Consider the following 21431-nt stretch of genomic DNA (forward strand, 5'->3'; position numbering starts at 1 on the left):
TTGAGTATAACTCAATTTTGTTGTTTTAATTGTTTAACAGAAGTTAAACGAATTTATTAGCGAATTGACTTCGCAAATGTTTTTGTTTCAAGCTTAATGCTTGAAGACCCTACACATTTGTTCTATCGAAACGATATTCAGTTTTCAAAGAACTATCTCGTTAAGCCTTTTGACTAACAGTTACCTTTAAATCATAACATTTTATTTATTCCTTGTCAAGAAGTATTTACTTGATGAATTAAACAAACTTGTTATTCCTTAACGCAACTTAATAATCATATCTCACTAAATGATGATTGTCAACATTTAATTTGAATTAATTATTATTGAATTTAAATGAAGAATGTAATCTTTCCTGAAAACTCAACTTTTTAATAATACCGAATTTATAAAATAAATGCAAGCTTTTTTTGAAAAAACATTAATCTAATTGAATAACGCCTGCCATATCAACATTTTTCAACAATCTCCCAATGTCACGCGCATTAATAAATTGCAAACCTAGTAAATTCAGCCGCTCTAAATTCAACAATTTTGAATCAATTGCTTCAAATGTATACAAAGAAACAAGATCTTCACTTGATTCAGATTCTTGTAAATGCCATGCCGCTAATTCACCAAAACGTAAATTATCAAAGTCAATTCCTAATTCATCCCTCATACCATTAACAATTGAGCCAAGCGCAGTATCCCCATCATGCTTATGCATTTTAACCGTATAAAACTTAGGCTTAGGTAACTCATCAGTTACTAAAAAATACGACTGATCATCTCGTGTAAATATAATTGTTCCCGCAATTAACGACATTATTGTGGCTCCATTTCTTTATTGATGTAATCTTTGTAGTGCTTCATTAACCATTGTTGGCCCTGATTTAGCAATCGTTTCAAATCCGATTGCTAAATGTTGATTAGTCCAATAATGATGTTGTGTAAATTTATAGTCTTGATTTATTTTCTCTTTATCTATCGCTGTCCTATTATAACCATCTAGTACGGTCCTTCTTGATAAAGAAATTTTTTCACTATAAATATCAATATCTAAAATCATTACCGTCACCGTTTGACCAACAACTAGCTCATCCCCAATTTCACGTATAAAAGCAGAACGACATTCAGATATATGAATTAAACCTTGATGATGATCATCTAATTGAATAAAAGCACCATACGGCTGAACACCCGTTACAACCCCCTCAACAACATCTCCAATGTGAAACACCATTACTTCATCTCCTATATAGTAATTAATATGTATCCGAGAACTAAACTCGGTTTAAAATAAGCTTGTTAATTACTCGCTAACAGTTGCTTTTAAAATTTTAATTTCTGTCTCTGGCTTATCTGCGTAATCAACCTTTTGAATTGCCATCTTGTCAATAACATCCATACCTTTAATAACTTGACCAAAGACAGTATGATGCTTATCTAACCAAGGTGTCCCACCATTCTGACCATAAGCTGTTACAATTTCATCCGGTACAACACCAGTTAATGAACGCAACATACGAGCAGGTACTTTATTAGCTTGTACAATAAAAAATTGTGAGCCGTTTGTATTAGGCCCAGCATTTGCCATTGATAACGCTCCTCGTAAATTAAATACTTCATCAGAAAACTCATCAGCAAATGGCTTACCCCAAATTGATTCACCACCCATACCAGTCCCAGTAGGATCACCGCCTTGAATCATAAATTCATTAATAACACGGTGGAAGATAATACCATCATAATAACCTTGCTTAATCAAGCCAACAAAGTTTTCAACTGTCTTAGGTGCTTGTTCTGAAAATAATTGCACCTTAACATCGCCCATAGTTGTTGATAAAACTGCAATTGGACCTGTTACTTCATTAATATTTAATTGTGGATATGTCATCATTTTCTACCTCTTAAGTTCTATTAAATACACTGTGTTTATTATAACATATAACTTACAGTGCCTTAAAAAAGTGATAAACTAGTAGCTAAGTCATTTTAGTTAATCAAGTAATTATAGGAGCTTAAACATACAATGATTCAAATCATCGACATATTTCTCCACTTAGATGTTCATTTAAATAATTTAGTTAACACCTGGGGTGGTTGGTCATACGCCGCTTTATTTGCAGTTATTTTTATTGAAACCGGGGCTGTTGTCTTACCATTTCTACCGGGTGATTCATTACTATTCGCCGCTGGATCCATTGCTGCACTATCGGGCAATTCACTAAACCATTGGTTATTAATGCTATTATTTTGGATTGCTGCTTTATCTGGTGATTCACTTAATTTCTTTTTAGGTCGTACTGTTGGCCTTAAATTAGTTCGTCATCCCATCCTAGGGCGCTTCATTAAGGAAAAGCATCTTCAAGAAGCTAATGATTTTTTTGTTAAGCATGGTAAGATGGCAATTATTTTAGGTCGTTTTCTACCAATTATTCGTACCTTAGTACCGTTTACTGCAGCCGTTTCTGGTTTCCGTTACCGTAATTTTATTATTTTGGAAACAATTGCCGTTACAGTATGGGTCATTATTGCCGTAGAAGCTGGTTTCTACTTTGGTGGTAATGCATTTGTTAGCGAACATTTTTCATTGGTACTAATTGGCATACTATTAGTATCTGCCCTACCAGCTATCATTAGTGCTATTCGACAAATATTGCTTAATAAAAAACAACAACAAATGAATAAATAACAAACAAAAAGAGGATGGTTTTAACCATCCTCTTTTTGTTTTATTTGTTATGATCAATAACAACGTTGCCTGCTTCAATTTCTTCAAAAGCTTGGCCAATAGGCTTTACTGAATCAAACTTTGCTAAAGTAGGTAATTCACCTTGTTCTAATTCATGCGCACGCTTTGCACCTAGTGCAATTAACTTATAACGTGAATCAACTTTTTCTAATAACTTGTCAACAGATGGGTATAAAATCATGCTTCTAACTCCTCAATCATCTTAATATACTCAGGCAATACGCGATTAACACGTAAACGCTCAACTTTAATAATATCTTTTATTCGATTAACTGCCAATGATACTTCATCATTAACCACTGCATAATCATAGTTAGCCATCATACGAATTTCAGCAGTTGCTGCTGAAACACGCCGATCAATAACTTCCATTGCCTCAGTACCACGACCAATCAACCGTTCTTTCAATGCTGCTAAATCTGGTGGTGTCAAAAAGATATACGCCCCTTCAGGCATTTTTTCTTTTACTTGCAACGCACCTTGAACATCAATTTCTAGTAAAACATCACGTCCGGCAGCCAAAGTCTGGTCGATAAACTTTTTAGGAGTACCATAGTAATTACCGACATACTCAGCATATTCCAACATATCACCATTTGCAATCTCTGTTTCAAATTCATCACGAGTAACAAAAAAGTAATCTTCACCGTTTACTTCACCACTTCTAGGCTGTCTAGTTGTCATTGAAATAGAATATTGAAAATCAATATCTGGCTCCTTAAATAAGGCTTTTCGTACAGTTCCTTTACCTACTCCAGACGGTCCAGATAGTACGATTAATACGCCACGCTTCATGGTACACATACTCCTAACTTTTTATCTAGTTGTTTAAATAATTATTTTACTCGCTTTTTGTCATGTAAACAACTTTATTCGACTGAATTTTTATGTGTATGCGCTCTTTTTAACAAATCTCGGGCATTTTCTTTAGCTGCCGTGGTTAATTCATTCCCCGATAACATTCGTGCTAATTCGTCAATTCGCTGGTCTTTTGCCAACTGACGAACAGATGTCTCAGTTCGTTTATCGATCACTTGTTTTTCAATAAAGAAATGATGGTCTGCAATCGCTGCAACTTGTGGCAAGTGCGTAATGGTCAAAACTTGGGAATACCGACCAATTACTGCAATTTTTTCAGCAATCGCTTGTGCCACTCGACCAGAAACACCGGTATCAACCTCATCGAAAATAATTGACGTAATCCCTTGTTCACGAGAAAAAATTGTTTTCATTGCTAACATCATTCGTGACAGTTCACCACCTGATGCAATCTTTGCTAATGGCTTGGCGCTTTCACCTAAATTAGTTTGAATATAAAATTCGACGCCATCCTGACCAGTCAGGCTTAACTTTTGTTTCATAAATTTCACCGAAAAAATGGCTTTATCCATGTACAAATCTTTTAGTTGTTCATGAATTTGGTCAGTTAATACTACTGCAGCATCAGATCGAATGTCATGCATTTGTTGGGCTAATTGTTGTGCAGTTTGCTTAGCAGCATCTAGTTGATCCGCCAAGGCAGCCGCATTTTCTTCATTCCCCCCCATTTGCATTAGCTCTTCATCTACTTGTTGTTGGTGCTTTAACACATCCGTAATCGTTGCCCCATACTTTTTTTCTAGTGAACGAATTAAATTTAACCGGTCATCCACATAGCGTAAGCGTTCTTCATCAAAAGCTAAATTATCACGCACATTTAAAATTTCCGAGGCTGCTTCTTGTAGTTCATAATAAGCTCCCCGCACAGCTTCGGTTAATTTAGTATAACGTGGGGCTAACTCTTCAATGTCTTCTAACTCACTAACAGCTGTCCCAACTGTTTCTAAGCCATTATTTTCCCATTCACCTTCAAGTGCTTCATATGCTTTTGATAAAGCTGTTAAAACATCTTGAAAATTCGACAATTCTTGATATTCAGTCTCCAACTCTTCTTCTTCACCAACAACTAAATTGGCCTCATTTAACTCATTACTTTGAAAACTCAACATATCTAATCGTTGTGCCCAGGCTTGCTCATCTGCCTGCCGCTTATGATATGCATCATTTAGTTGTTGATATTTTTTAAAAGCATTTTGATAGGCTGCCTGTACTGGTTGCAATTTTTTCTGTGCAAATTCATCTAACAACCCTAAATGTTGCTCTGGTTGCATTAATGCCTGGTGCTCATTTTGACCATGTATGTCTACTAGATGTCGGCCTAATGATTTTAAAGCCGTTGCGTTAACCAATACATTATTAACACGAATCACATTCCGACCGTTTCGATGTAACTCACGATGAATTAATAATTGATTATCTTCAAGTGGAATACCTAATGATTCAAGTACACTTTGTAAAGCCTCATTTGGTTCAACATCAATTAATCCTTGTAAAACTGATTTATCAGCCCCTTGACGAATGTAGTCTTGCGAGCCACGACCACCTGTTAACAATCCCACAGCATCAATGATAATTGATTTACCTGCTCCAGTTTCTCCAGTTAATACGGTCATGCCAGGTTCAAAGCTAATATTTAATTTGGGAATAATTGCAAAATTTTGAATGGATAGTTCTTGTAACATGCCGCCTCCTAAAATATAAACAACTTATTGGAATTTTTGCGTCACAAATTTTTGAGCTTGTAATTCTTTTTTTAAAATCATTAAAACATCAGCATCATCTCCGAGGATCCCAAATAGCTCGTCAAAATCCGCTTCTTGTAAAGCTAACTTCAAAGCCGGACCTGTTCCAGGCGCTACTGAGATCATCACAAAATTATCTTGTGTACGAATTGTTGTTGTCGGCTCTTGCATAATTCGTTTAATATGCGCCAATGCATCAGCTTGTGCCACAACCGCGTAAGCAAAGCCGCCTATTTCTAACGGTACTTTAACCAACTGCATTTCAGCAATATCGCGAGAAATTGTTGCCTGTGTAACATTCCATCCCATTTTATTAAGCGCATTGACAACATCTTCTTGTCGCTGCATGGTCTGTTTTGTAATGAGATTGCGAATCGCCAATTGACGTTCTTTTTTAGTTTTTCTCATCTAGCTTACCTTCACGATGAGCATTTAACTGTTCATGAGCCATTGTCACCACCGCTTCACGCTCATCCAACGTCATTGTACTATCACCACCATCTAACACTAAGTGCGCTAAGAATTCAATATTTCCTGACCCACCCTTAATTGGTGAATAGTCTAAACCAACAATACTAAACCCAGCTTCATGTGCATAGTCAGCTACTTTATTAATCACCTGACTGTGTGTTGTTGCGTCCTTGACAATGCCATGCTTACCAACCGCTTCACGTCCCGCCTCAAATTGCGGTTTAATCAGTGTTGCAACTGAACCACCTGAGGTTAGTATTTTTGATAGAGGGGGTAAAATCAAATTCAATGAAATAAAAGAAACATCGATTGTTGCAACTTGCGGTTGCCCCTCTTTAAAATCTTCTGGCTCTGCATAACGAAAATTCGTATTTTCCATCACGATTACTCGTTCATCTGAACGTAATGACCATACCAGTTGATTAGTCCCCACATCAAGTGCGTAGACTCGTTTAGCACCATTTTGCAAAGAAACATCAGTAAAGCCACCTGTTGATGAACCAATATCCAAAACTGTTTTATCTTGTACATCAATGTTAAACACTTGTAAGGCTTTTTCTAGTTTAAAACCGCCTCGGGACACATATGGCATTGGTGCGCCTTTTAAATGCAATTCAGTTGTAACAGGTATTTTTTCACCAGCCTTATCCATCCGCTGTTCATTTGCGCCTAAAATTTCACCAGCCATAATTGCCCGTTTTGCTTGTTCTCGTGATGTAAATAACCCTTGTTGAACAGCTAAAACATCAACACGTTCTTTTTCTACTGCCATATTTACTCCGTTATATCTTTAAAATAGTCTAAAAATGAGGCTAACAATTGTATATCTAATTGTGTTAATTTATGAAATGTATTCAATGATTTTTTTGCAGTATCGATTTGCTTTTGCAACATTTCTTTAGTAGATGCTACACCAAGAATCGTTGGATATGCCTGTGCTTCAACTTTACTTGCATTATAATCATCTAAATCATCTTTAATTTGAAATGCTAGACCATATGCCATGCCAAAATCATATAAACTATTTTGTACTGCTTGAGTAGCATTAGCCATAATTGCACCTGCTTGTAAGGCATATGCAATCAACGCACCTGTTTTATGGTAATGGATTGTTTGCGTCTCATTTAGTGTGACAACATCACGCTGCATTCCTGCGATATCAAGTACTTGACCTGCTACCATACCTGATGCACCAGCAGCTTTCGCTAATGCCGTTACTAGTTGAACTTTTTGCTCAGATGAAATTGCATGGTTACCGTCTGTTAACCATTCAAAAGCTAATGGTTGCAAGGCATCTCCAGCTAAAATGGCCGTATCTTCACCAAATGCACGGTGCGTTGTCGGCTTACCTCGACGCAAATCATCATCATCCATTGCAGGTAAATCATCATGAATTAGACTGTATGTGTGAATTAATTCCAAGGCACTAGCTGCTTTAAGAAAATGATTAGTTGGTAATTGATATGTTGTTAAAACAGCCAACGTCAACATTGGTCGCAATCGCTTACCGCCTGCCATAACGGCATAGGTCATCGCATCACGTAATTGTGGTACAAATGAACTATTTGCTAGTTCATCGGCCAGGGTCTGTTCAATTTTTGGCACCATTACTTTTGAAAATTCTTGCCAATGCATCTGCTTTATTCCCCTTTATTAAAATCACTCATACTACCGTCAGCATTAACAATCTTAGCTAGGCTCGTTTCTGCATTTTGTAATGTTTTTTGTAAGTCCTGACTAATTTTAATTCCCGTTTCAAATTGTTTTAGCGCTTCTTCTAGTGGCACATCCCCTTTTTCTAGCTGGCTCACAATGGTTTCTAATGTTGCCAAATTTTCTTCAAATGTTTTATCTGCCATATTATTTCTCTTTCTTTTCTATCACCGAAGCCACAATCTCGCCATCAGATAATTGTACTGTAATTTCATCTTGAGTAGATACTTCTTGTAACTGATGAATAACCACACCATCTTTTCTGGTCACACTATACCCACGGCTTAAAATTGCTAATGGGCTCACTAGCTGTAAACTAGCGATAACATGCTTAAAATGTTGCTTAGCTTGCGTCATTTCATAATTCATACTTTGATTTAAACGCGGCACCAAATTTTGCAGTTGCTGATTTGGTCGTTCAATTTGTAATGTCATTGCCCGTACTAATTTGTCCTGCGCCAGATCTAAACGTTGTAAGTAACCTTCGTATAAACGTTCTGGATTCGTTAACACGTAGCTTTTTTGTAACCGATCTAAATAATTTTTCCGTTGCGCGATTTCTCGTTGTAAAATCGTTACTAATTGTTGTTGTGCTTGTTGTATCGATAACCAAAGGTCTGCTAAAGGAACTGGCGTTGCTAGTTCTGCAGCTGCAGTCGGTGTTGCAGCACGCTTGTCAGCAATAAAATCAGCAATCGTGGTATCCGTTTCATGACCTACTGAACTAATGATTGGTATGTCAACAGTCAACATTTGACGCACCAATGACTCATCATTAAAAGCCCATAAATCTTCAATTGACCCACCACCACGGCCAATAATCAACACATCATAATCATCAGCTTGATTAACTGCATCAATTTGCTTACTCAAAGAGGGGACTGCGCCGCTCCCCTGCACAACTGCTGGATATAAAACAAGTTGGGCAATCGGATAACGCCGGCTAACCGTCGTCATAATGTCTCTAATAACAGCACCACTTGGCGATGTAATGACCGCAATTTTTTTAGGAAACCGTGGAATGGGGGCTTGTCGCACATTAAATAAACCTTCTTGCTCTAATTTATTTTTTAATTGTTCATAAGCTTGGTACAATGCCCCAACACCATCTGGTTCCAATGAATCAATAATCAAACTATATGACCCGTTTGGTGCATACAGATCAAGATGGCCAACAATATTGACTTTCATACCAGGTTCTAACTGGAATTTTAACCGACTAAACGATGTTTTAAACATCGTTACGGAAAGAACTGCTTGATCATCCTTTATTTTAAAATATTGATGCCCTGATCGTTGTCGAAAGTTAGAAATTTCCCCCGTCACGTAGACTTTTTTTAAATATGGGTCAGCGACAAATTTGCGTTTTAAATAAGCGGTTAGTGCTGAAACTGTTAAATATTCTGCCATCCGTGCTCCAATTCTATATGATGATGCTGAGCTGCTAGTTCTACTGTTGTTTCTAACAATGTGGCAATTGTCATTGGACCGACACCACCTGGAACCGGCGTAATCGCACCAGCAACTTTTTTAGCGGTATCAAAATTAACATCACCGACTAATGTATTATTTGGTAAGCGATTCATCCCCACATCGATTACTGTAGCACCAGGCTTCAAATCAGCGCCCATAATCAAATCAGGCACACCAGTGGCAACGACAACAACATCAGCCGTTGCTAAAAGTTGTCGTCGTAAATCAGCTGGTGTATAGCGGTGCAACAGCGTCACACTAGCATTAGCCATCTGCAATAAAGCAAACATTGGGCGACCAACTAAGATTGATCGTCCAAGCACAACCGCATGTTTACCAGCTAAATCAATTTCTTCATGATGAAGCATTGTCATAATCCCACGTGGCGTATTTGCAATTGGATAATTACCAGTTTGACCGGCAAACAAGCGTCCACTATTTTCGGGATGGAAACCGTCAACATCTTTTGCCGGTAAAATAGCTTCTTGAATTGTTTGTTCATTAATTTGGGATGGCACTGGACTTTGGACAAGAATCGCATCAATTGTTTCATCTTGATTCAATGCAACAATTTGCGCTAATATTTCTTCCTCAGTTGCATCATTAGGATATTTAAATGTTTTGGCATTAACACCTACTTTAGCTGCAGCACGTTCTTTATTTCGTACATAAATTTCACTAGCTGGATCGTCACCTACCAAAATAACTGCTAGTCCTGGTGTAACTGCTTGCTCTTTTAGCGCTACCGTTTGCGTTGCAACAACTGCTCGTAACTTTTTAGCAATCGCCTTACCATCAATAATTTTAGCCATCTCATCCTCACTTTTATTCATTGTTGTTGCATAAATTTTATCACAAAACAACGTTTTTAACCAAGCCATTAACCTATAAAAAAAGCGAACAAATCGCTTTAATATAACGATTCGCCCGTTTTAAATAACTAACATTTTATCTTTTTAAATCATTGCATAAACATCATAACTATTCAACAAAGAAATGTTGATAAATCTTTAATAGTCCTGTACCAACGATTGCAATTGTCAAGAAATTAACAACTACTAAAATTAATCCTTCTTTAAACGCAACCCCCAATGATAAGTTGTACACCCAATAATCACCCAAAGGGGCTACTACTAACCAAACGACAATATTAGCAACGAGTTGCCAAATATTGAATAAGACTAATTTCCTTGTTGTCAACTTACCAATTAAAATATCCAAACGTTTCGTTATTAGCCCAATAAATAAACCGAATAAACCATCCGCAATGACCCAAGTCCACCAAGCCGTTCCATTATTAGTCAACGCATCACTTGTCGCATGACCAATAAATGCCGTTACAGCACCGACAACTGGTCCAAAGATTGCTGTCACTAGTGATAACCAAGCATGTGCTAATGTCACATTGTCTGACGTATCACCAATTTGGACTGCTAAATATTTAAACAACACAATAAAAATAATAATGCCAACAATCGTCCCAATCACTTTATGCGCTGCGATAATATTATGTTTCATTATCTCACCCCTTTATAACAACAATTATTGATTTCTTGTCTCCGCCGCAGGCTCATTTTCAACTTGTTCTGCTTGCTTAGCAGACTCTTTATTAGCATTAATCTGTGCAATTTGTTCATTGAAAAATGCAGTTATCTTTTCTGCAACTGACGTTGGATCATCTAAAAACGATTGCACTGAGGCTGCCTTTTTAATAAACAAATGTGATTTAGTCACCAATGGATGCTCGACAATCATATATAATGATATTTCTTTTGCTCCATCATTTACGACAATTTTACGAATAGCATTCGTATAACGAATAGGTAAATTAATTAAATTCGTTTCAATTCGTAAAATAATTGGCTCTTCTTCATTGATGATTAGGGCATCACTAAAAATTTGGTTAGCTGCCGTTGCTTTTGTGACGTCTGCAAACAACTCATCTAAGTTAATTGTTGCTTGATCAGCTGCTTCAAACGTCTTTGTTGTATAGGTTTCATTGGTTAGAATCTTAATGAAATCATTTCCTGTCATGTCCATGGGTTATCCCCTCTTCTTTAACTTTATATATAAGTTTAGCACACCAACCATATTTTACACTAGGTAACATCGTCAATAAGCATAAGCTATTGTATGATATCAAAAGCATATAGACAACAATAAAAAAGCAAACGACCTAAAATAGGTCATTTGCTTTTTCGTTATTTACTGACTTTATCTTTAAGCAATCGTTGTGATAAGATTACGGTTTTTAATTTTTGAGGCCGCTTTTTCATCAATAATCACAATAACATCGTCGTGATTTTGTAAAACACTGGCAGGTACATCAGTTGTGACTGGTCCTTCAATCATATCGGCAACTGCTTGTGCTTTATTTTCACCATAGGCTACCAATAAAATCTTCTTTGACTTCATTATACTACCAATTCCCATTGAAAATGCTTTACGTGGCACTTCATCTTCACTAGCAAAGAAACGAGCGTTTGCTGCAATAGTTGATGGTGTTAAATCAACTAAACGTGTTTGGGCATCAAATGGTGTACCTGGTTCATTAAACCCGATATGGCCATTTTGACCTAATCCAAGTAATTGTAAATCAAGGGGATGCTCAGCAATCAACGCATCGTAATGTGCTGTTTGAGCCTTGCTATCTTCAGCTAAACCATCCGGAACGTATGATTCTTTAAATAGCTTTTGATTAAATAGATGCTCTTCCATGAAATGACGATAACTTTGCTCATGCGTACCAGCTAAGCCTTGGTATTCATCAAGATTAATTGAAATTTTGTCTGAAAAATCCAGGTCACTAGCAGTTAATTCCTTATAAATTGTGATTGGTGTTGAGCCCGTTGCCAGACCAAAGACTTGCGCATTATCTGCCAAAGCCTCTTTAAAAATCTCAAAACCTACTTTTCCACCCGCTTGTTCATCTTTCACTTCAATAATCTGCATGATTTTAACTCCTTTGTTTTTGGTATAGACCAATTATATACCTACAAATTTCCTTTTGCAATCATTAAGTATTTCAACAATCAACAGACATCATAAAAAAAGCAAATTACCCCAAGTAGGTAATCTGCTTTTTTAGGTGATCCTTCTTATTTTGGCATCACCTTTAATTATTCACCTTTAACAGCTTTTTCTAACGTATCTAATGCACGTGAATGACTGGCAATATCAGCTAATAAATCCTTTTCAAATTGATCAACCGACTTAGCCGCTGTATCACGTGAACCGAAACGACGAATCGTAACCGTATTATTTGATACTTCTTCATCCCCAATTACTAACGTATATGGGATTTTCAAAGATTGTGCATTGCGAATTAAGTAACCTAACTTTTCATTACGTCCATCATATTCGGCACGCACACCTTGCTTAACCAATCGATCAGCCAAAGCTTGTGCATACTCACCATGTGCTTCACGATTAACTGGAATAATACGAACTTGATGTGGTGCTAACCATGTTGGGAAAGCACCCTTATACATTTCAGTTAGATATGCTGTAAAGCGTTCCATAGTAGAAATAATACCACGATGAATCATAACAGGGCGGTGTAATTCGCCATCTGAACCAACGTAGTTAACATCAAAGCGTTCTGGTAATAGGAAGTCTAGTTGGATAGTTGACAATGTTTCTTCACCACCCAAAGCAGTCTTAATTTGTACATCAAGCTTTGGACCATAAAAAGCAGCTTCACCCTCGGCCTCAAAGTAGTCTAGTTTCATATCATCCATGGCTGTCTTTAACATGCTTTGGGCCTTTTCCCACATTTCATCATCATCAAAATACTTTTCCGTATTTTGTGGATCACGATATGACAAACGGAAGCGATAATCAGTAATGTCAAAGTCCTTATAAACGTCAACCATCAATTGTAAAATCTTCTTGAACTCATCTTCAATTTGATCAAGCATAACGAATGTGTGGCCGTCATTTAATGTCATTTCACGCACACGTGATAATCCAGTTAAGGCACCTGATTTTTCATATCGGTGCATCATTCCTAGCTCAGCGATACGGAATGGTAGATCACGGTATGAACGTTGGTGGTGCTTAAAGACCATGATGTGTGAAGGACAGTTCATTGGACGTAACTCCAAGAATTCGCCATCTCCCATGTCCATTGGTGGAAACATATCATCACGATAATGATCCCAGTGACCAGATTGCTTATATAAGTTTAAGTTTGACAAAACTGGTGTATAAACATGTTGGTATCCGTCTTGCACTTCACGGTCAACAATATAACGTTCTAGTGTACGACGAATTGCGGCACCATTTGGCATCCAAACAGCTAAACCAGCACCAACTTCTTGTGATGTAAAGAATAGGTCTTGATCAGCCCCGATTTTACGGTGATCGCGTTCCTTAGCTTCAGCACGACGCTTCATCTCAGCATCTAAATCTTCCGCATTCCAAAAAGCTGTTCCATAAATACGTTGCAACATCGGGTTAGATGACTTGCCACGCCAGTATGCACCAGCCACTGAAGTCAACTTAAAGTGCTTAATCCATCCTGTTGCTGGTACCAAACCACCACGATCTAATTCAATATGTTCCCCTTGAACAGCAATTGAAATATGCTCATCTGCAGGCAAATCATTGATCAACTCAATTTTATAAGGATCATTTTTAAACATTTCCAAAGCTTCATCACGCGTAATTTCACGTGAGACAATTGGTAAGTTTTCTTTAGCAATACGCTTCATCATTTTTTCAATTTCTGGGAATTGATCAACTGAAATTTGATTGCCTTCAACTTTATCTGTATCGTAATAAAAACCGTTGTCAATTGCTGGTCCAACCCCATAATGAATTTGATCAGGATACAAACGGTTTAACGCTTGTGCCAATAAATGTGATGCGGAATGACGTAGTAAGCGTAGTCCTTCTTCATCATCTTTCGTAATCAATTCAAATTGACCACTTTGACTAATTGCATCCTTCATACCAACATATTGACCATTCAATTTTCCTGAAACAGCCTTTTTTGCTAATGATGTTGAAATGCTCTTAGCAATTTCCATTGGTGTCGTACCCATTGGAAATGTCTTTTGGGCACCATCAGGAAATGTCATTTGTACATCTGCCATAATTATTACTCCTTTTTAATTCGTTGTTCGTGAACATATCTTAAAACAAAAAGCGTCCCGTTATCGATTTTTATCCGATAACGGGGCGCTTAAACGCGGTACCACCCGAATTTATAACAGTTACCTGTTACTCTCAAATCCCTTAACGCGGGAAACGTTGTTACTTAAATCGTAACACACTCAGAAATAGTACCGTTCATTTCATGCTACCAACTCCCACCACCATTGGCTCTCTATAAGCATTATTTGTTAAACGACGTGTTTTCTTCAACGTTTTAATATTCGTCTACTATTATACCTGAAATTTTTAAAATTAAAAACTTTTTTATTAACTTAAGTGTTGCGCAGTGGTAATTAAAGATTGCGTAAATTCTTGTAATGCTTTTGTAGCTGCTTGATCAGGGCTCAGATTAACTTTTACGCCAACCGCACCTTGAAGCGCACCAGTTTTTTCAAATTGTTGTTCAAATTTATCAATGGCTACTGCAAAGTCATCGCCATAAAAATCATCACCAGAACCTGAAACACCATAGACGATACCGCTCAAATCTGTGTCAGCAAGATCCTCATAAAAGTCTAGCGCTTCATCTGGTAATGACCCATTATCAAACGTATAAGGGACAACCACCACAATATCGGTTGTCGCTTTATCAATATCTTGTGGATCAATTAATTGAATATCCTCTTTACTGACTGCAACATTAGCCGCCTTAAATGCAGCAACAATCACATCTGCTACATCTTCATTATTACCAGTAATTGTCGCAAAAAAAACTCTGGCTTGCATACTTTATTCCCCTTGTTGATTAAAATGGATGATTATCATACTCAATCCATGATTCATGTGAATCCTGAATTCGTTTAAACATTTTTTCCATATCAATATTAGTAAACGAAACTAATACTGGTCGACCATGCGGACAATTATATGGATTCGTTGCCTGCGATAACTGTGTCAATAAGCCCCGTGCTTCATAATCATTTAATGACCAATTTGCTTTAATCGATCGTTTACATGACATCATGATGGCCGTTTTTTCACGGAACGCTTTCGTTGTAATGTTGCCATCACGTAATAGCCAGTCAATCATTTCACGAATAGTTGACTCTTCTTGCCCTTTTTCAAACCAAGCTGGATGCTCCCGTACAATTAAAGCATCATCACCAAAAGTTTCTAAATGTAAGCCAACAGCTTGCAACTCATCTTCATGTGCTTGAATTTTTAAAATATCAACTTTAGGATATGTCAAGACGATTGGCACTAATAATCGTTGACTATCTAAGCCAATTTTACCAATTTCTTCTCGAAAATATTCATATTTAATTCGTTCTTGTGCTGCATGCTGATCAATAATGTAAAAGCCATCTTCAGCTTGCGCAAATAAAAATGTGCCATGCATTTGACCAATGTACTCTAGCGTTGGAAACCCAGTTTTAACAGGCGCATCTATTGTTGTTGCTTCATCATTCCAATCTAATTGCATTTCATCGGCCGCTACTGGCGTCGAAACTTCCGTAAAAGGTTGTATATTATCTTCAAGCCGATATTTTGCTGCAAACTCTTGGACAGGTTTCGTCTTCAAATCAGTCGCATCAGTAATCATAATGGGATGAACGCTTGTTTGTTCCTGGCTTGCATGCGTTGCTTCATTTTGGAACTGTAAATGGCGTGATGTTCCATCAATAGCTGATGCCAAGTTATCATCATTTATGCCCTGATTTGGATTAACATGATTAGTACTTGTCCCTGAAATTTTTTGTAATTGCGCCATAAATTGTGCATCGTCAGTTTCAGGCACTATCTGATCATTAATTTTACCATGCATATAATTATCATAAGCGTCCGGAATTAGATTTTGGTTTGTAAAACATTTAACAATCATTTCTTCAATCAAAGCCATTAATTGTACTTCCTTAGACAGGCGCACTTCATGTTTTTGAGGATGGACATTAACATCAACTAATAGTGGATCCATGCTAATTTGTAATACAGCAATTGGAAAACGACCAACCATCAGCTTTGAACCATAACCTTTGACAATGGCTTTACTTAAATTATAGTTTTTCACAAATCGTCCATTAATTAAAATGGAAATATATGATCGATTTGAACGTGTTAGTTCTGGTAATGACACATAACCTGAAATCGCAAAATCATTATCACTTATATTGACTGCGACCATTTTCTTGGCTTGTGACAAACCATAAACACTAGCTATGACTTGTTGTAAATTTCCATTACCGGCTGTTTGTAACAACTCTTTACCATTATGGACAAGATGAAAAGCGACTTTCGTATAACTCATGGCTAAGCGATTAATCACATCAACGATTTGTGCTAATTCCGTTGCCTGTGATTTTAAATATTTTAAACGTGCGGGTGTATTAAAGAATAAATCCTTTACTAAAATATCGGTTCCTTGCCGTGCATTTGTCCCCGTTTGTGATACTAGCTCACCACCACGATAATGTATCTTTGTTCCTTCTTTAGCATCCATTACGGCAGTTTTTAAGACAACATCCGCTACTGATGCAATTGAAGGCAATGCTTCGCCACGAAACCCAAGTGAATGCACGCGAAATAAATCTTGTCGAGAACTAATTTTTGACGTTGCGTGACGTAAAAAAGCTCGTTGTACTTGATCATTGGTAATGCCCGCACCATCATCAATAACCCGAATTGATTTAATACCAGCATCTTCTACTAAAATATCAATTTGCGTTGCTTGTGCATCCAGGGCATTTTCAACTAGTTCCTTAACAACTGAACCTGGTCGTTCAATCACTTCACCAGCAGCAATCTGGTTCGCTAAAATATCAGATAATTCATGGATTTCAGTCATTTACGTACCTCTCTTACTGCATGTTTTGTTGCCACTCATTTAATTTCATTAATGCTTCTAATGGCGTCATAGTTGCCACGTTAAGTTGTTTCATTTCTTCAAGAATTTGTTGCATATGTGAATCAATTGCATCCGGCAGTGAAAACAAATCCAATTGCCCGTCATCAGCTGTAGCTGGTTTAGTTGGCTCGTCAACTGATAACTCAGCTGATTTATCGGCTAAAGTCGTTTCAGTCATTGGTGCCGTCTTTAATGAAACATCTTGTTCTTCCAAATGACTTAAAATATCAGCTGCACGCGTAATTAAGGAGGTTGGTAATCCTGCTAACTTCGCAACATTAATACCATAACTTTGGTCGGCCGGTCCTGGTAATACCTTATGTGAAAAAATAAGTTCACCATTTTGTTCATTAGCGCCAACGTGAACATTTTGTAATTCAGGTAATTTATCGGCCAAAGCCGTTAACTCATGATAATGCGTTGAAAATAGTGTCTTAGCATGTGTATGTTCATGCACATACTCAATAATTGCTTGTGCTAATGCCATCCCATCATAAGTCGCAGTACCACGTCCTAATTCATCAAATAAAATGAGTGAATGTTTGGTTGCATTCTGCAAAGCTGTATTGGCTTCTGCCATTTCAACCATAAATGTTGAATTACCAGAAATCAAATCATCAGCTGCTCCAATACGTGTAAAAATTTGATCAAAAATAGGTAGTGTTGCCGCTGTTGCTGGTACAAATGAACCTATTTGTGCCATGACCACAATTAATGCTAATTGTCGCATGTACGTTGACTTACCAGACATATTTGGTCCAGTAATTAACAAAATCGTGTCCTTAGCTTGCATCTCCACATTATTTGCGACATATTCTTGATGACCTAATACTTTTTCAACAACTGGATGGCGTCCCGCTTGAATATCAATCACATCTTCATTTGTTAGTGTTGGCCGTACAAAATGGTACCGCTCAGCCACTGTTGCCAACGCTTGTAAAACATCTAACTGCGCTAAATGAGCAGCTAAAGTTTGAATACGTTGAATATTTTCTTTGATAGTTTGCCGAACTGTCGTAAACAACTGATATTCTAACTCGCTTGACTTACTTTCTGCCTCTAGAATCATTTGTTCACGCTCTTTTAATTCAGGTGTAATAAATCGTTCAGCATTTACCAAGGTCTGTTTGCGAGTATAACGATTGGCATCTAGCTTAGCAATATTGGCTTTTGTAACCTCAATATAGTAGCCAAATACTTTATTAAACCCAATCTTTAAAGAATTAATTCCTGTTGCTTGCCGTTCATGTGCTTCTAACTCTGCTAACCAAGTTTTACCATTTGTCATCACATCACGATATTTGTCTAACTGTTCATGATAACCAGTTCGAATAACACCACCATCAGTCACTGAAATCGGCGGTTCATCTGTAATGGCCTCACCGATTAAACTTTCAATATCTGAAACAGGATCTAGACTGGTTCTTAACTCACCAAAAATTGATGGATCAAGGTCATCTAAAATGCTTAAAATTTCAGGGACTTGTTGTAGTGACCGGCGCAGTTGTAAAAGATCACGTCCATTAGCTGTACCATATGCAATACGACCAGCAAGCCTTTCCAAATCATAGACTGATTGCAAGGCTTCTTGTAACGCTGAACGCCCAAAAAATTCTTTTACTAACTCACCGATTTTATCATAGCGCTGATTTAAAATATTAGCATCTAATAGTGGTTGTTCTAGCCATTGTTTTAGCGTGCGTCCACCCATGGCCGTTTTAGTTTCATCTAACAACCAGAGCAAGGTTCCTGATCGTTGTTGTGTCCGCAAATTAATTGTTAACTCTAAGTTAGCGCGTGAATGTCGATCCATTTTCAAATATTGTGCCACTTCATAGGCTGTTGCCTGTTGAAGATGATCTAACGAACGCTTTTGCGTATCAAACAGATATTGCAATAAAGTATTAGCAGCAGTTTTAGGTGTTGTTTGCTGTAATTGTTGCGTTAAATAGGCAATTTCTGCATGCGTTTCATCTTGGGCTTTGGTTTTTGAAACTAAAATGCCCAATGTTGTCAAATTGGCTTGTAAGTCATTAGGTAACTCATCACTTGTCACAACTTCTTTTGTTTCCAAACGGCTAATCTCATTCAAAACACTATTTAAGCCTTGCAAACTGGTTACTTTTATTTCGCCAGTAGATAAGTCTGTGTAAGCTAAACCATAACAATCAAGTGGTGCAACTGATAATCCAACCAGATAATTATTTTCTTTAGCTGCATCAGCCGACGTTTTCATACGGGTTCCGGGGGTTACTAGTTGTACAACCTCTCTTTTCACCATGCCATCAGCTTCTGCCGGATTTTCTACCTGCTCAACTACGGCAACTTTATAACCCTTATCGACTAAGATATCGATATAGTTTTGCGCAGCATGATGCGGAACACCCGCCATTGGAATTGGATCAGCTGAATTTTTATTGCGTTGTGTTAACGTTAACTCCAGTAGTTGTGATCCCACCACAGCATCATCATTAAACAATTCATAAAAATCACCCAGACGATAAAATAAAAATGCATCAGGATACTGCGCTTTAATCTCGTTATATTGCGCCATCATAGGCGTTATTTTGGGTTTAGCCATCGTTATTCCTTTCTTTAATAAACAAGACCAGAACGTGATTTGCTCTGGTCTCGTTTCTATCAATATACTTACCAACAAATCTTGGTTAACCTAATTGTCTGAATCCTTTAATAAATCGGCTAGACTAGCTAATGGGGTATTTTGCTTCTCTGTCTCTTGTTTTAGATTTTCGTAAGTTTTCTCAGAAATAACAGACCAATCCTTACCTGTAGGCATTGTATCATTTGTTGCCTCTTCATCAGTTAATACTTGCAATGGAATTGACAAAACGATGTATTCTAATAAAGCTTCATCAAAATTAATGACACCATCTTCAATCAAAATAACTGATTGATCGTCACTATACCGTTCTTCATGTTGCTTATCTTTAATATAGATTTCATCAATATCCAAATCAATTGGTAATGTAACTGGTTGTAATGATCTCGTTGAGGGCGTTATTAATTCACCAGTCACATGCGCATGAACCAATACATCGTCATCTTCTGTTTGTGCAAATCCAACCACATTGACAGGCTTAATTTCTTGAATAACATCACTAAACTGGCTCACTAGCTTACTATCAAGTGTTAGTGTTTCGCTAAATTGTAATGGTTCATCTTTATACGTTTGTAATTGTGAAAATTGCCACTTCATATTTAATCCTTCCTTACTCATAAAATACTGGTATACGGCCTGTATCCATTGCCTGTTGTAGCGGTTGCTTTGCCATCAATTCATATAATTTTCCGGCGCGATAATCTAACTGTAAAATATCAGTTACCATCTCATGCGTCACGTGATTGATAACAGGTAATTGTACCTGATCACGATTCTTTTTAATAAAAAAACGCCCTTGTTTTGTTGCACCAAGTACCCGTAAATAGGGACGTTGCATCGCTTGCATCATTTCATCATGACTTATATTTAATAGTGTATATAAAAGGGTGCGTTGTAGACGTGCCCATGTATACCGCTTGCTTTTAAACATTGTCATAAATGTTTGATAGTCAGCCTGTGTATACCGTGTCATTTGTTCTTTTAAGCGATACGCAAGCCCATTAGTTAATTGATAAATCTGTTCTAATTGATAAATTGGTGTTGTTAACACTTGATATTGTAAAAATGGATACCAAGCTTCCGACCAACTTTTAGATTGCTCACCACCCGCTAATAACTCTGCTGCTGGTTTTGATACATAATCTGTAAAGTCACTCGCTGGCTTTTCTTGCGACATTAACTCACGTAACGCTGTTGCACTGGCAATCCGAGTATCAGTAATACCCGTTTGATGATAATCAGCGCCCTTACGCTGAATAGGCACTAAGTCCACTTTATCCGCATACCCTAAATCCAATAGTGCCATTGCATACGCAAAACCTAATAAATCATTAGGTTGTGATAAACGCTGCCCCGTAACATCCGCTAAGACATCATTAAAAACAGTTGCATAGGTTTGTGTATAATCATTTTTAAATGCAGCATTCTCACTTAATTTTTGGCGAGCAATTTTTGCCAAAGCCAAAAAATCAAGTTGGGCATGTTCTGCCCCAAAAGCAATACTTGTCACCCCTGCTGCTACCAGCACATTAACCGCCCCACGAGCGAATAAATGGGCTGGCTGGACAGCAAATGCAAATGGTAATTCATATACGACATCAGCACCACCTATCAATGCTAATTCTGCGCGCTGCCATTTATCAAAAACAGCTGGTAACCCTCGTTGCACAAAATTACCCGACATCACAACAACTGTTGTATCTGCATTGGTTATTTGTTTAGCTTTTGCTAATTGATATGCATGTCCATTATGAAATGGATTATATTCGGCAACGATGCCAACTGCTTTCATAA

The 21431-nt window shown here is 37.4% G+C and carries 22 protein-coding genes and 1 other annotated feature; of the genes, 1 reads left to right on the plus strand and 21 read right to left on the minus strand.

Going from position 1 to position 21431, the window contains the following annotated elements:
• Window positions 1–421 precede the first annotated feature (421 nt).
• The 3 genes from G7Y65_RS00005 to G7Y65_RS00015 all read right to left on the minus strand — a co-directional run bounded on the left by G7Y65_RS00005 (window position 422) and on the right by G7Y65_RS00015 (window position 1879).
• Entirely contained in the window at window positions 422–808 is a 387-nt protein-coding gene (locus G7Y65_RS00005) for a hypothetical protein (protein ID WP_042491553.1), read from the minus strand.
• Window positions 809–826: 18 nt separating this feature from the next.
• Window positions 827–1225, minus strand: a complete 399-nt coding sequence (locus G7Y65_RS00010; protein ID WP_042491555.1) for a CvfD/Ygs/GSP13 family RNA-binding post-transcriptional regulator — start codon at window positions 1223–1225, stop codon at window positions 827–829.
• Between the two features lie 69 nt (window positions 1226–1294).
• On the minus strand, window positions 1295–1879 hold the full coding sequence (locus tag G7Y65_RS00015) for a peptidylprolyl isomerase (protein ID WP_042492366.1): 585 nt from the start codon (window positions 1877–1879) through the stop codon (window positions 1295–1297).
• A gap of 135 nt (window positions 1880–2014) precedes the next feature.
• On the opposite strand from G7Y65_RS00015, the gene G7Y65_RS00020 reads away from it, so the two are divergent.
• Complete coding sequence (locus G7Y65_RS00020; protein ID WP_042491556.1) at window positions 2015–2677, plus strand: VTT domain-containing protein; 663 nt, start codon at window positions 2015–2017, stop codon at window positions 2675–2677.
• A gap of 40 nt (window positions 2678–2717) precedes the next feature.
• On the opposite strand, the gene rpoZ is transcribed toward G7Y65_RS00020, so the two are convergent.
• From rpoZ to G7Y65_RS00110, 18 genes are all read right to left on the minus strand, one after another.
• Entirely contained in the window at window positions 2718–2918 is a 201-nt protein-coding gene (rpoZ, locus tag G7Y65_RS00025; protein ID WP_042491557.1) for a DNA-directed RNA polymerase subunit omega, read from the minus strand.
• Window positions 2915–3532: a guanylate kinase gene (gene gmk / locus G7Y65_RS00030; RefSeq protein ID WP_165314456.1), complete on the minus strand. Its 618-nt coding sequence runs from the start codon at window positions 3530–3532 to the stop codon at window positions 2915–2917. Before gmk ends, rpoZ begins: the two co-directional genes overlap by 4 nt.
• 74 nt (window positions 3533–3606) lie before the next feature.
• Entirely contained in the window at window positions 3607–5298 is a 1692-nt protein-coding gene (recN, locus tag G7Y65_RS00035; RefSeq protein WP_042491559.1) for a DNA repair protein RecN, read from the minus strand.
• A 24-nt stretch (window positions 5299–5322) separates the two neighbouring features.
• Complete coding sequence (locus G7Y65_RS00040; protein ID WP_042491561.1) at window positions 5323–5766, minus strand: arginine repressor; 444 nt, start codon at window positions 5764–5766, stop codon at window positions 5323–5325.
• On the minus strand, window positions 5753–6601 hold the full coding sequence (locus tag G7Y65_RS00045) for a TlyA family RNA methyltransferase (protein ID WP_042491562.1): 849 nt from the start codon (window positions 6599–6601) through the stop codon (window positions 5753–5755). The genes G7Y65_RS00040 and G7Y65_RS00045 overlap by 14 nt, the downstream gene beginning before the upstream one ends.
• 2 nt (window positions 6602–6603) lie before the next feature.
• Window positions 6604–7464, minus strand: a complete 861-nt coding sequence (locus tag G7Y65_RS00050) for a polyprenyl synthetase family protein (protein WP_165314457.1) — start codon at window positions 7462–7464, stop codon at window positions 6604–6606.
• Window positions 7465–7469: 5 nt separating this feature from the next.
• A complete protein-coding gene (locus G7Y65_RS00055; protein WP_042491565.1) occupies window positions 7470–7688 on the minus strand; it encodes an exodeoxyribonuclease VII small subunit in 219 nt (72 codons plus the stop codon).
• A 1-nt stretch (window position 7689) separates the two neighbouring features.
• Window positions 7690–8952, minus strand: coding sequence for an exodeoxyribonuclease VII large subunit (gene xseA / locus G7Y65_RS00060; protein ID WP_042491567.1), 1263 nt, complete (start codon window positions 8950–8952; stop codon window positions 7690–7692).
• Entirely contained in the window at window positions 8937–9827 is an 891-nt protein-coding gene (locus tag G7Y65_RS00065; protein WP_137600450.1) for a bifunctional 5,10-methylenetetrahydrofolate dehydrogenase/5,10-methenyltetrahydrofolate cyclohydrolase, read from the minus strand. Before G7Y65_RS00065 ends, xseA begins: the two co-directional genes overlap by 16 nt.
• A 169-nt stretch (window positions 9828–9996) precedes the next feature.
• Window positions 9997–10533: an ECF-type riboflavin transporter substrate-binding protein gene (locus G7Y65_RS00070; protein WP_165314458.1), complete on the minus strand. Its 537-nt coding sequence runs from the start codon at window positions 10531–10533 to the stop codon at window positions 9997–9999.
• Between the two features lie 24 nt (window positions 10534–10557).
• Window positions 10558–11055, minus strand: a complete 498-nt coding sequence (locus G7Y65_RS00075) for a hypothetical protein (RefSeq protein ID WP_165314459.1) — start codon at window positions 11053–11055, stop codon at window positions 10558–10560.
• Window positions 11056–11235: 180 nt separating this feature from the next.
• The gene (locus G7Y65_RS00080) at window positions 11236–11967 is read right to left on the minus strand and encodes a glucosamine-6-phosphate deaminase (RefSeq protein ID WP_165314460.1); all 732 of its coding nucleotides are present in this window, start codon (window positions 11965–11967) and stop codon (window positions 11236–11238) included.
• A gap of 167 nt (window positions 11968–12134) precedes the next feature.
• On the minus strand, window positions 12135–14114 hold the full coding sequence (gene thrS, locus G7Y65_RS00085) for a threonine--tRNA ligase (protein WP_165314461.1): 1980 nt from the start codon (window positions 14112–14114) through the stop codon (window positions 12135–12137).
• 78 nt (window positions 14115–14192) lie between these two features.
• Window positions 14193–14394: a binding site (T-box leader), on the minus strand.
• Window positions 14395–14442: 48 nt separating this feature from the next.
• A complete protein-coding gene (locus tag G7Y65_RS00090) occupies window positions 14443–14901 on the minus strand; it encodes a flavodoxin domain-containing protein (protein ID WP_042491574.1) in 459 nt (152 codons plus the stop codon).
• A gap of 19 nt (window positions 14902–14920) precedes the next feature.
• Window positions 14921–16957 (minus strand): DNA mismatch repair endonuclease MutL, encoded by a 2037-nt coding sequence (gene mutL / locus G7Y65_RS00095; protein ID WP_141926886.1) that lies wholly within the window; start codon window positions 16955–16957, stop codon window positions 14921–14923.
• A 13-nt stretch (window positions 16958–16970) separates the two neighbouring features.
• Window positions 16971–19598 (minus strand): DNA mismatch repair protein MutS, encoded by a 2628-nt coding sequence (mutS, locus tag G7Y65_RS00100; protein ID WP_141926887.1) that lies wholly within the window; start codon window positions 19596–19598, stop codon window positions 16971–16973.
• A 90-nt stretch (window positions 19599–19688) separates the two neighbouring features.
• On the minus strand, window positions 19689–20234 hold the full coding sequence (locus G7Y65_RS00105; protein ID WP_165314462.1) for a YceD family protein: 546 nt from the start codon (window positions 20232–20234) through the stop codon (window positions 19689–19691).
• A gap of 13 nt (window positions 20235–20247) precedes the next feature.
• Complete coding sequence (locus tag G7Y65_RS00110) at window positions 20248–21429, minus strand: nucleotidyltransferase (RefSeq protein WP_042491580.1); 1182 nt, start codon at window positions 21427–21429, stop codon at window positions 20248–20250.
• Between the last annotated feature and the right edge of the window lie 2 nt (window positions 21430–21431).

This window comes from Weissella sagaensis, assembly GCF_010306265.1.
GTDB lineage: Bacteria > Bacillota > Bacilli > Lactobacillales > Lactobacillaceae > Weissella > Weissella sagaensis.

Excerpts from the sequence above, each read along its gene's own strand:
- G7Y65_RS00005 (WP_042491553.1), bottom strand. The coding sequence starts at position 808 with ATGTCGTTAATTGCGGGAACAATTATATTTACACGAGATGATCAGTCG.
- G7Y65_RS00010 (WP_042491555.1), bottom strand. The coding sequence starts at position 1,225 with ATGGTGTTTCACATTGGAGATGTTGTTGAGGGGGTTGTAACGGGTGTT.
- G7Y65_RS00015 (WP_042492366.1), bottom strand. The coding sequence starts at position 1,879 with ATGACATATCCACAATTAAATATTAATGAAGTAACAGGTCCAATTGCA.
- G7Y65_RS00020 (WP_042491556.1), top strand. The coding sequence starts at position 2,015 with ATGATTCAAATCATCGACATATTTCTCCACTTAGATGTTCATTTAAAT.
- rpoZ (WP_042491557.1), bottom strand. The coding sequence starts at position 2,918 with ATGATTTTATACCCATCTGTTGACAAGTTATTAGAAAAAGTTGATTCA.
- gmk (WP_165314456.1), bottom strand. The coding sequence starts at position 3,532 with ATGAAGCGTGGCGTATTAATCGTACTATCTGGACCGTCTGGAGTAGGT.
- recN (WP_042491559.1), bottom strand. The coding sequence starts at position 5,298 with ATGTTACAAGAACTATCCATTCAAAATTTTGCAATTATTCCCAAATTA.
- G7Y65_RS00040 (WP_042491561.1), bottom strand. The coding sequence starts at position 5,766 with ATGAGAAAAACTAAAAAAGAACGTCAATTGGCGATTCGCAATCTCATT.
- G7Y65_RS00045 (WP_042491562.1), bottom strand. The coding sequence starts at position 6,601 with ATGGCAGTAGAAAAAGAACGTGTTGATGTTTTAGCTGTTCAACAAGGG.
- G7Y65_RS00050 (WP_165314457.1), bottom strand. The coding sequence starts at position 7,464 with ATGCATTGGCAAGAATTTTCAAAAGTAATGGTGCCAAAAATTGAACAG.
- G7Y65_RS00055 (WP_042491565.1), bottom strand. The coding sequence starts at position 7,688 with ATGGCAGATAAAACATTTGAAGAAAATTTGGCAACATTAGAAACCATT.
- xseA (WP_042491567.1), bottom strand. The coding sequence starts at position 8,952 with ATGGCAGAATATTTAACAGTTTCAGCACTAACCGCTTATTTAAAACGC.
- G7Y65_RS00065 (WP_137600450.1), bottom strand. The coding sequence starts at position 9,827 with ATGGCTAAAATTATTGATGGTAAGGCGATTGCTAAAAAGTTACGAGCA.
- G7Y65_RS00070 (WP_165314458.1), bottom strand. The coding sequence starts at position 10,533 with ATGAAACATAATATTATCGCAGCGCATAAAGTGATTGGGACGATTGTT.
- G7Y65_RS00075 (WP_165314459.1), bottom strand. The coding sequence starts at position 11,055 with ATGGACATGACAGGAAATGATTTCATTAAGATTCTAACCAATGAAACC.
- G7Y65_RS00080 (WP_165314460.1), bottom strand. The coding sequence starts at position 11,967 with ATGCAGATTATTGAAGTGAAAGATGAACAAGCGGGTGGAAAAGTAGGT.
- thrS (WP_165314461.1), bottom strand. The coding sequence starts at position 14,114 with ATGGCAGATGTACAAATGACATTTCCTGATGGTGCCCAAAAGACATTT.
- G7Y65_RS00090 (WP_042491574.1), bottom strand. The coding sequence starts at position 14,901 with ATGCAAGCCAGAGTTTTTTTTGCGACAATTACTGGTAATAATGAAGAT.
- mutL (WP_141926886.1), bottom strand. The coding sequence starts at position 16,957 with ATGACTGAAATCCATGAATTATCTGATATTTTAGCGAACCAGATTGCT.
- mutS (WP_141926887.1), bottom strand. The coding sequence starts at position 19,598 with ATGGCTAAACCCAAAATAACGCCTATGATGGCGCAATATAACGAGATT.
- G7Y65_RS00105 (WP_165314462.1), bottom strand. The coding sequence starts at position 20,234 with ATGAAGTGGCAATTTTCACAATTACAAACGTATAAAGATGAACCATTA.
- G7Y65_RS00110 (WP_042491580.1), bottom strand. The coding sequence starts at position 21,429 with ATGAAAGCAGTTGGCATCGTTGCCGAATATAATCCATTTCATAATGGA.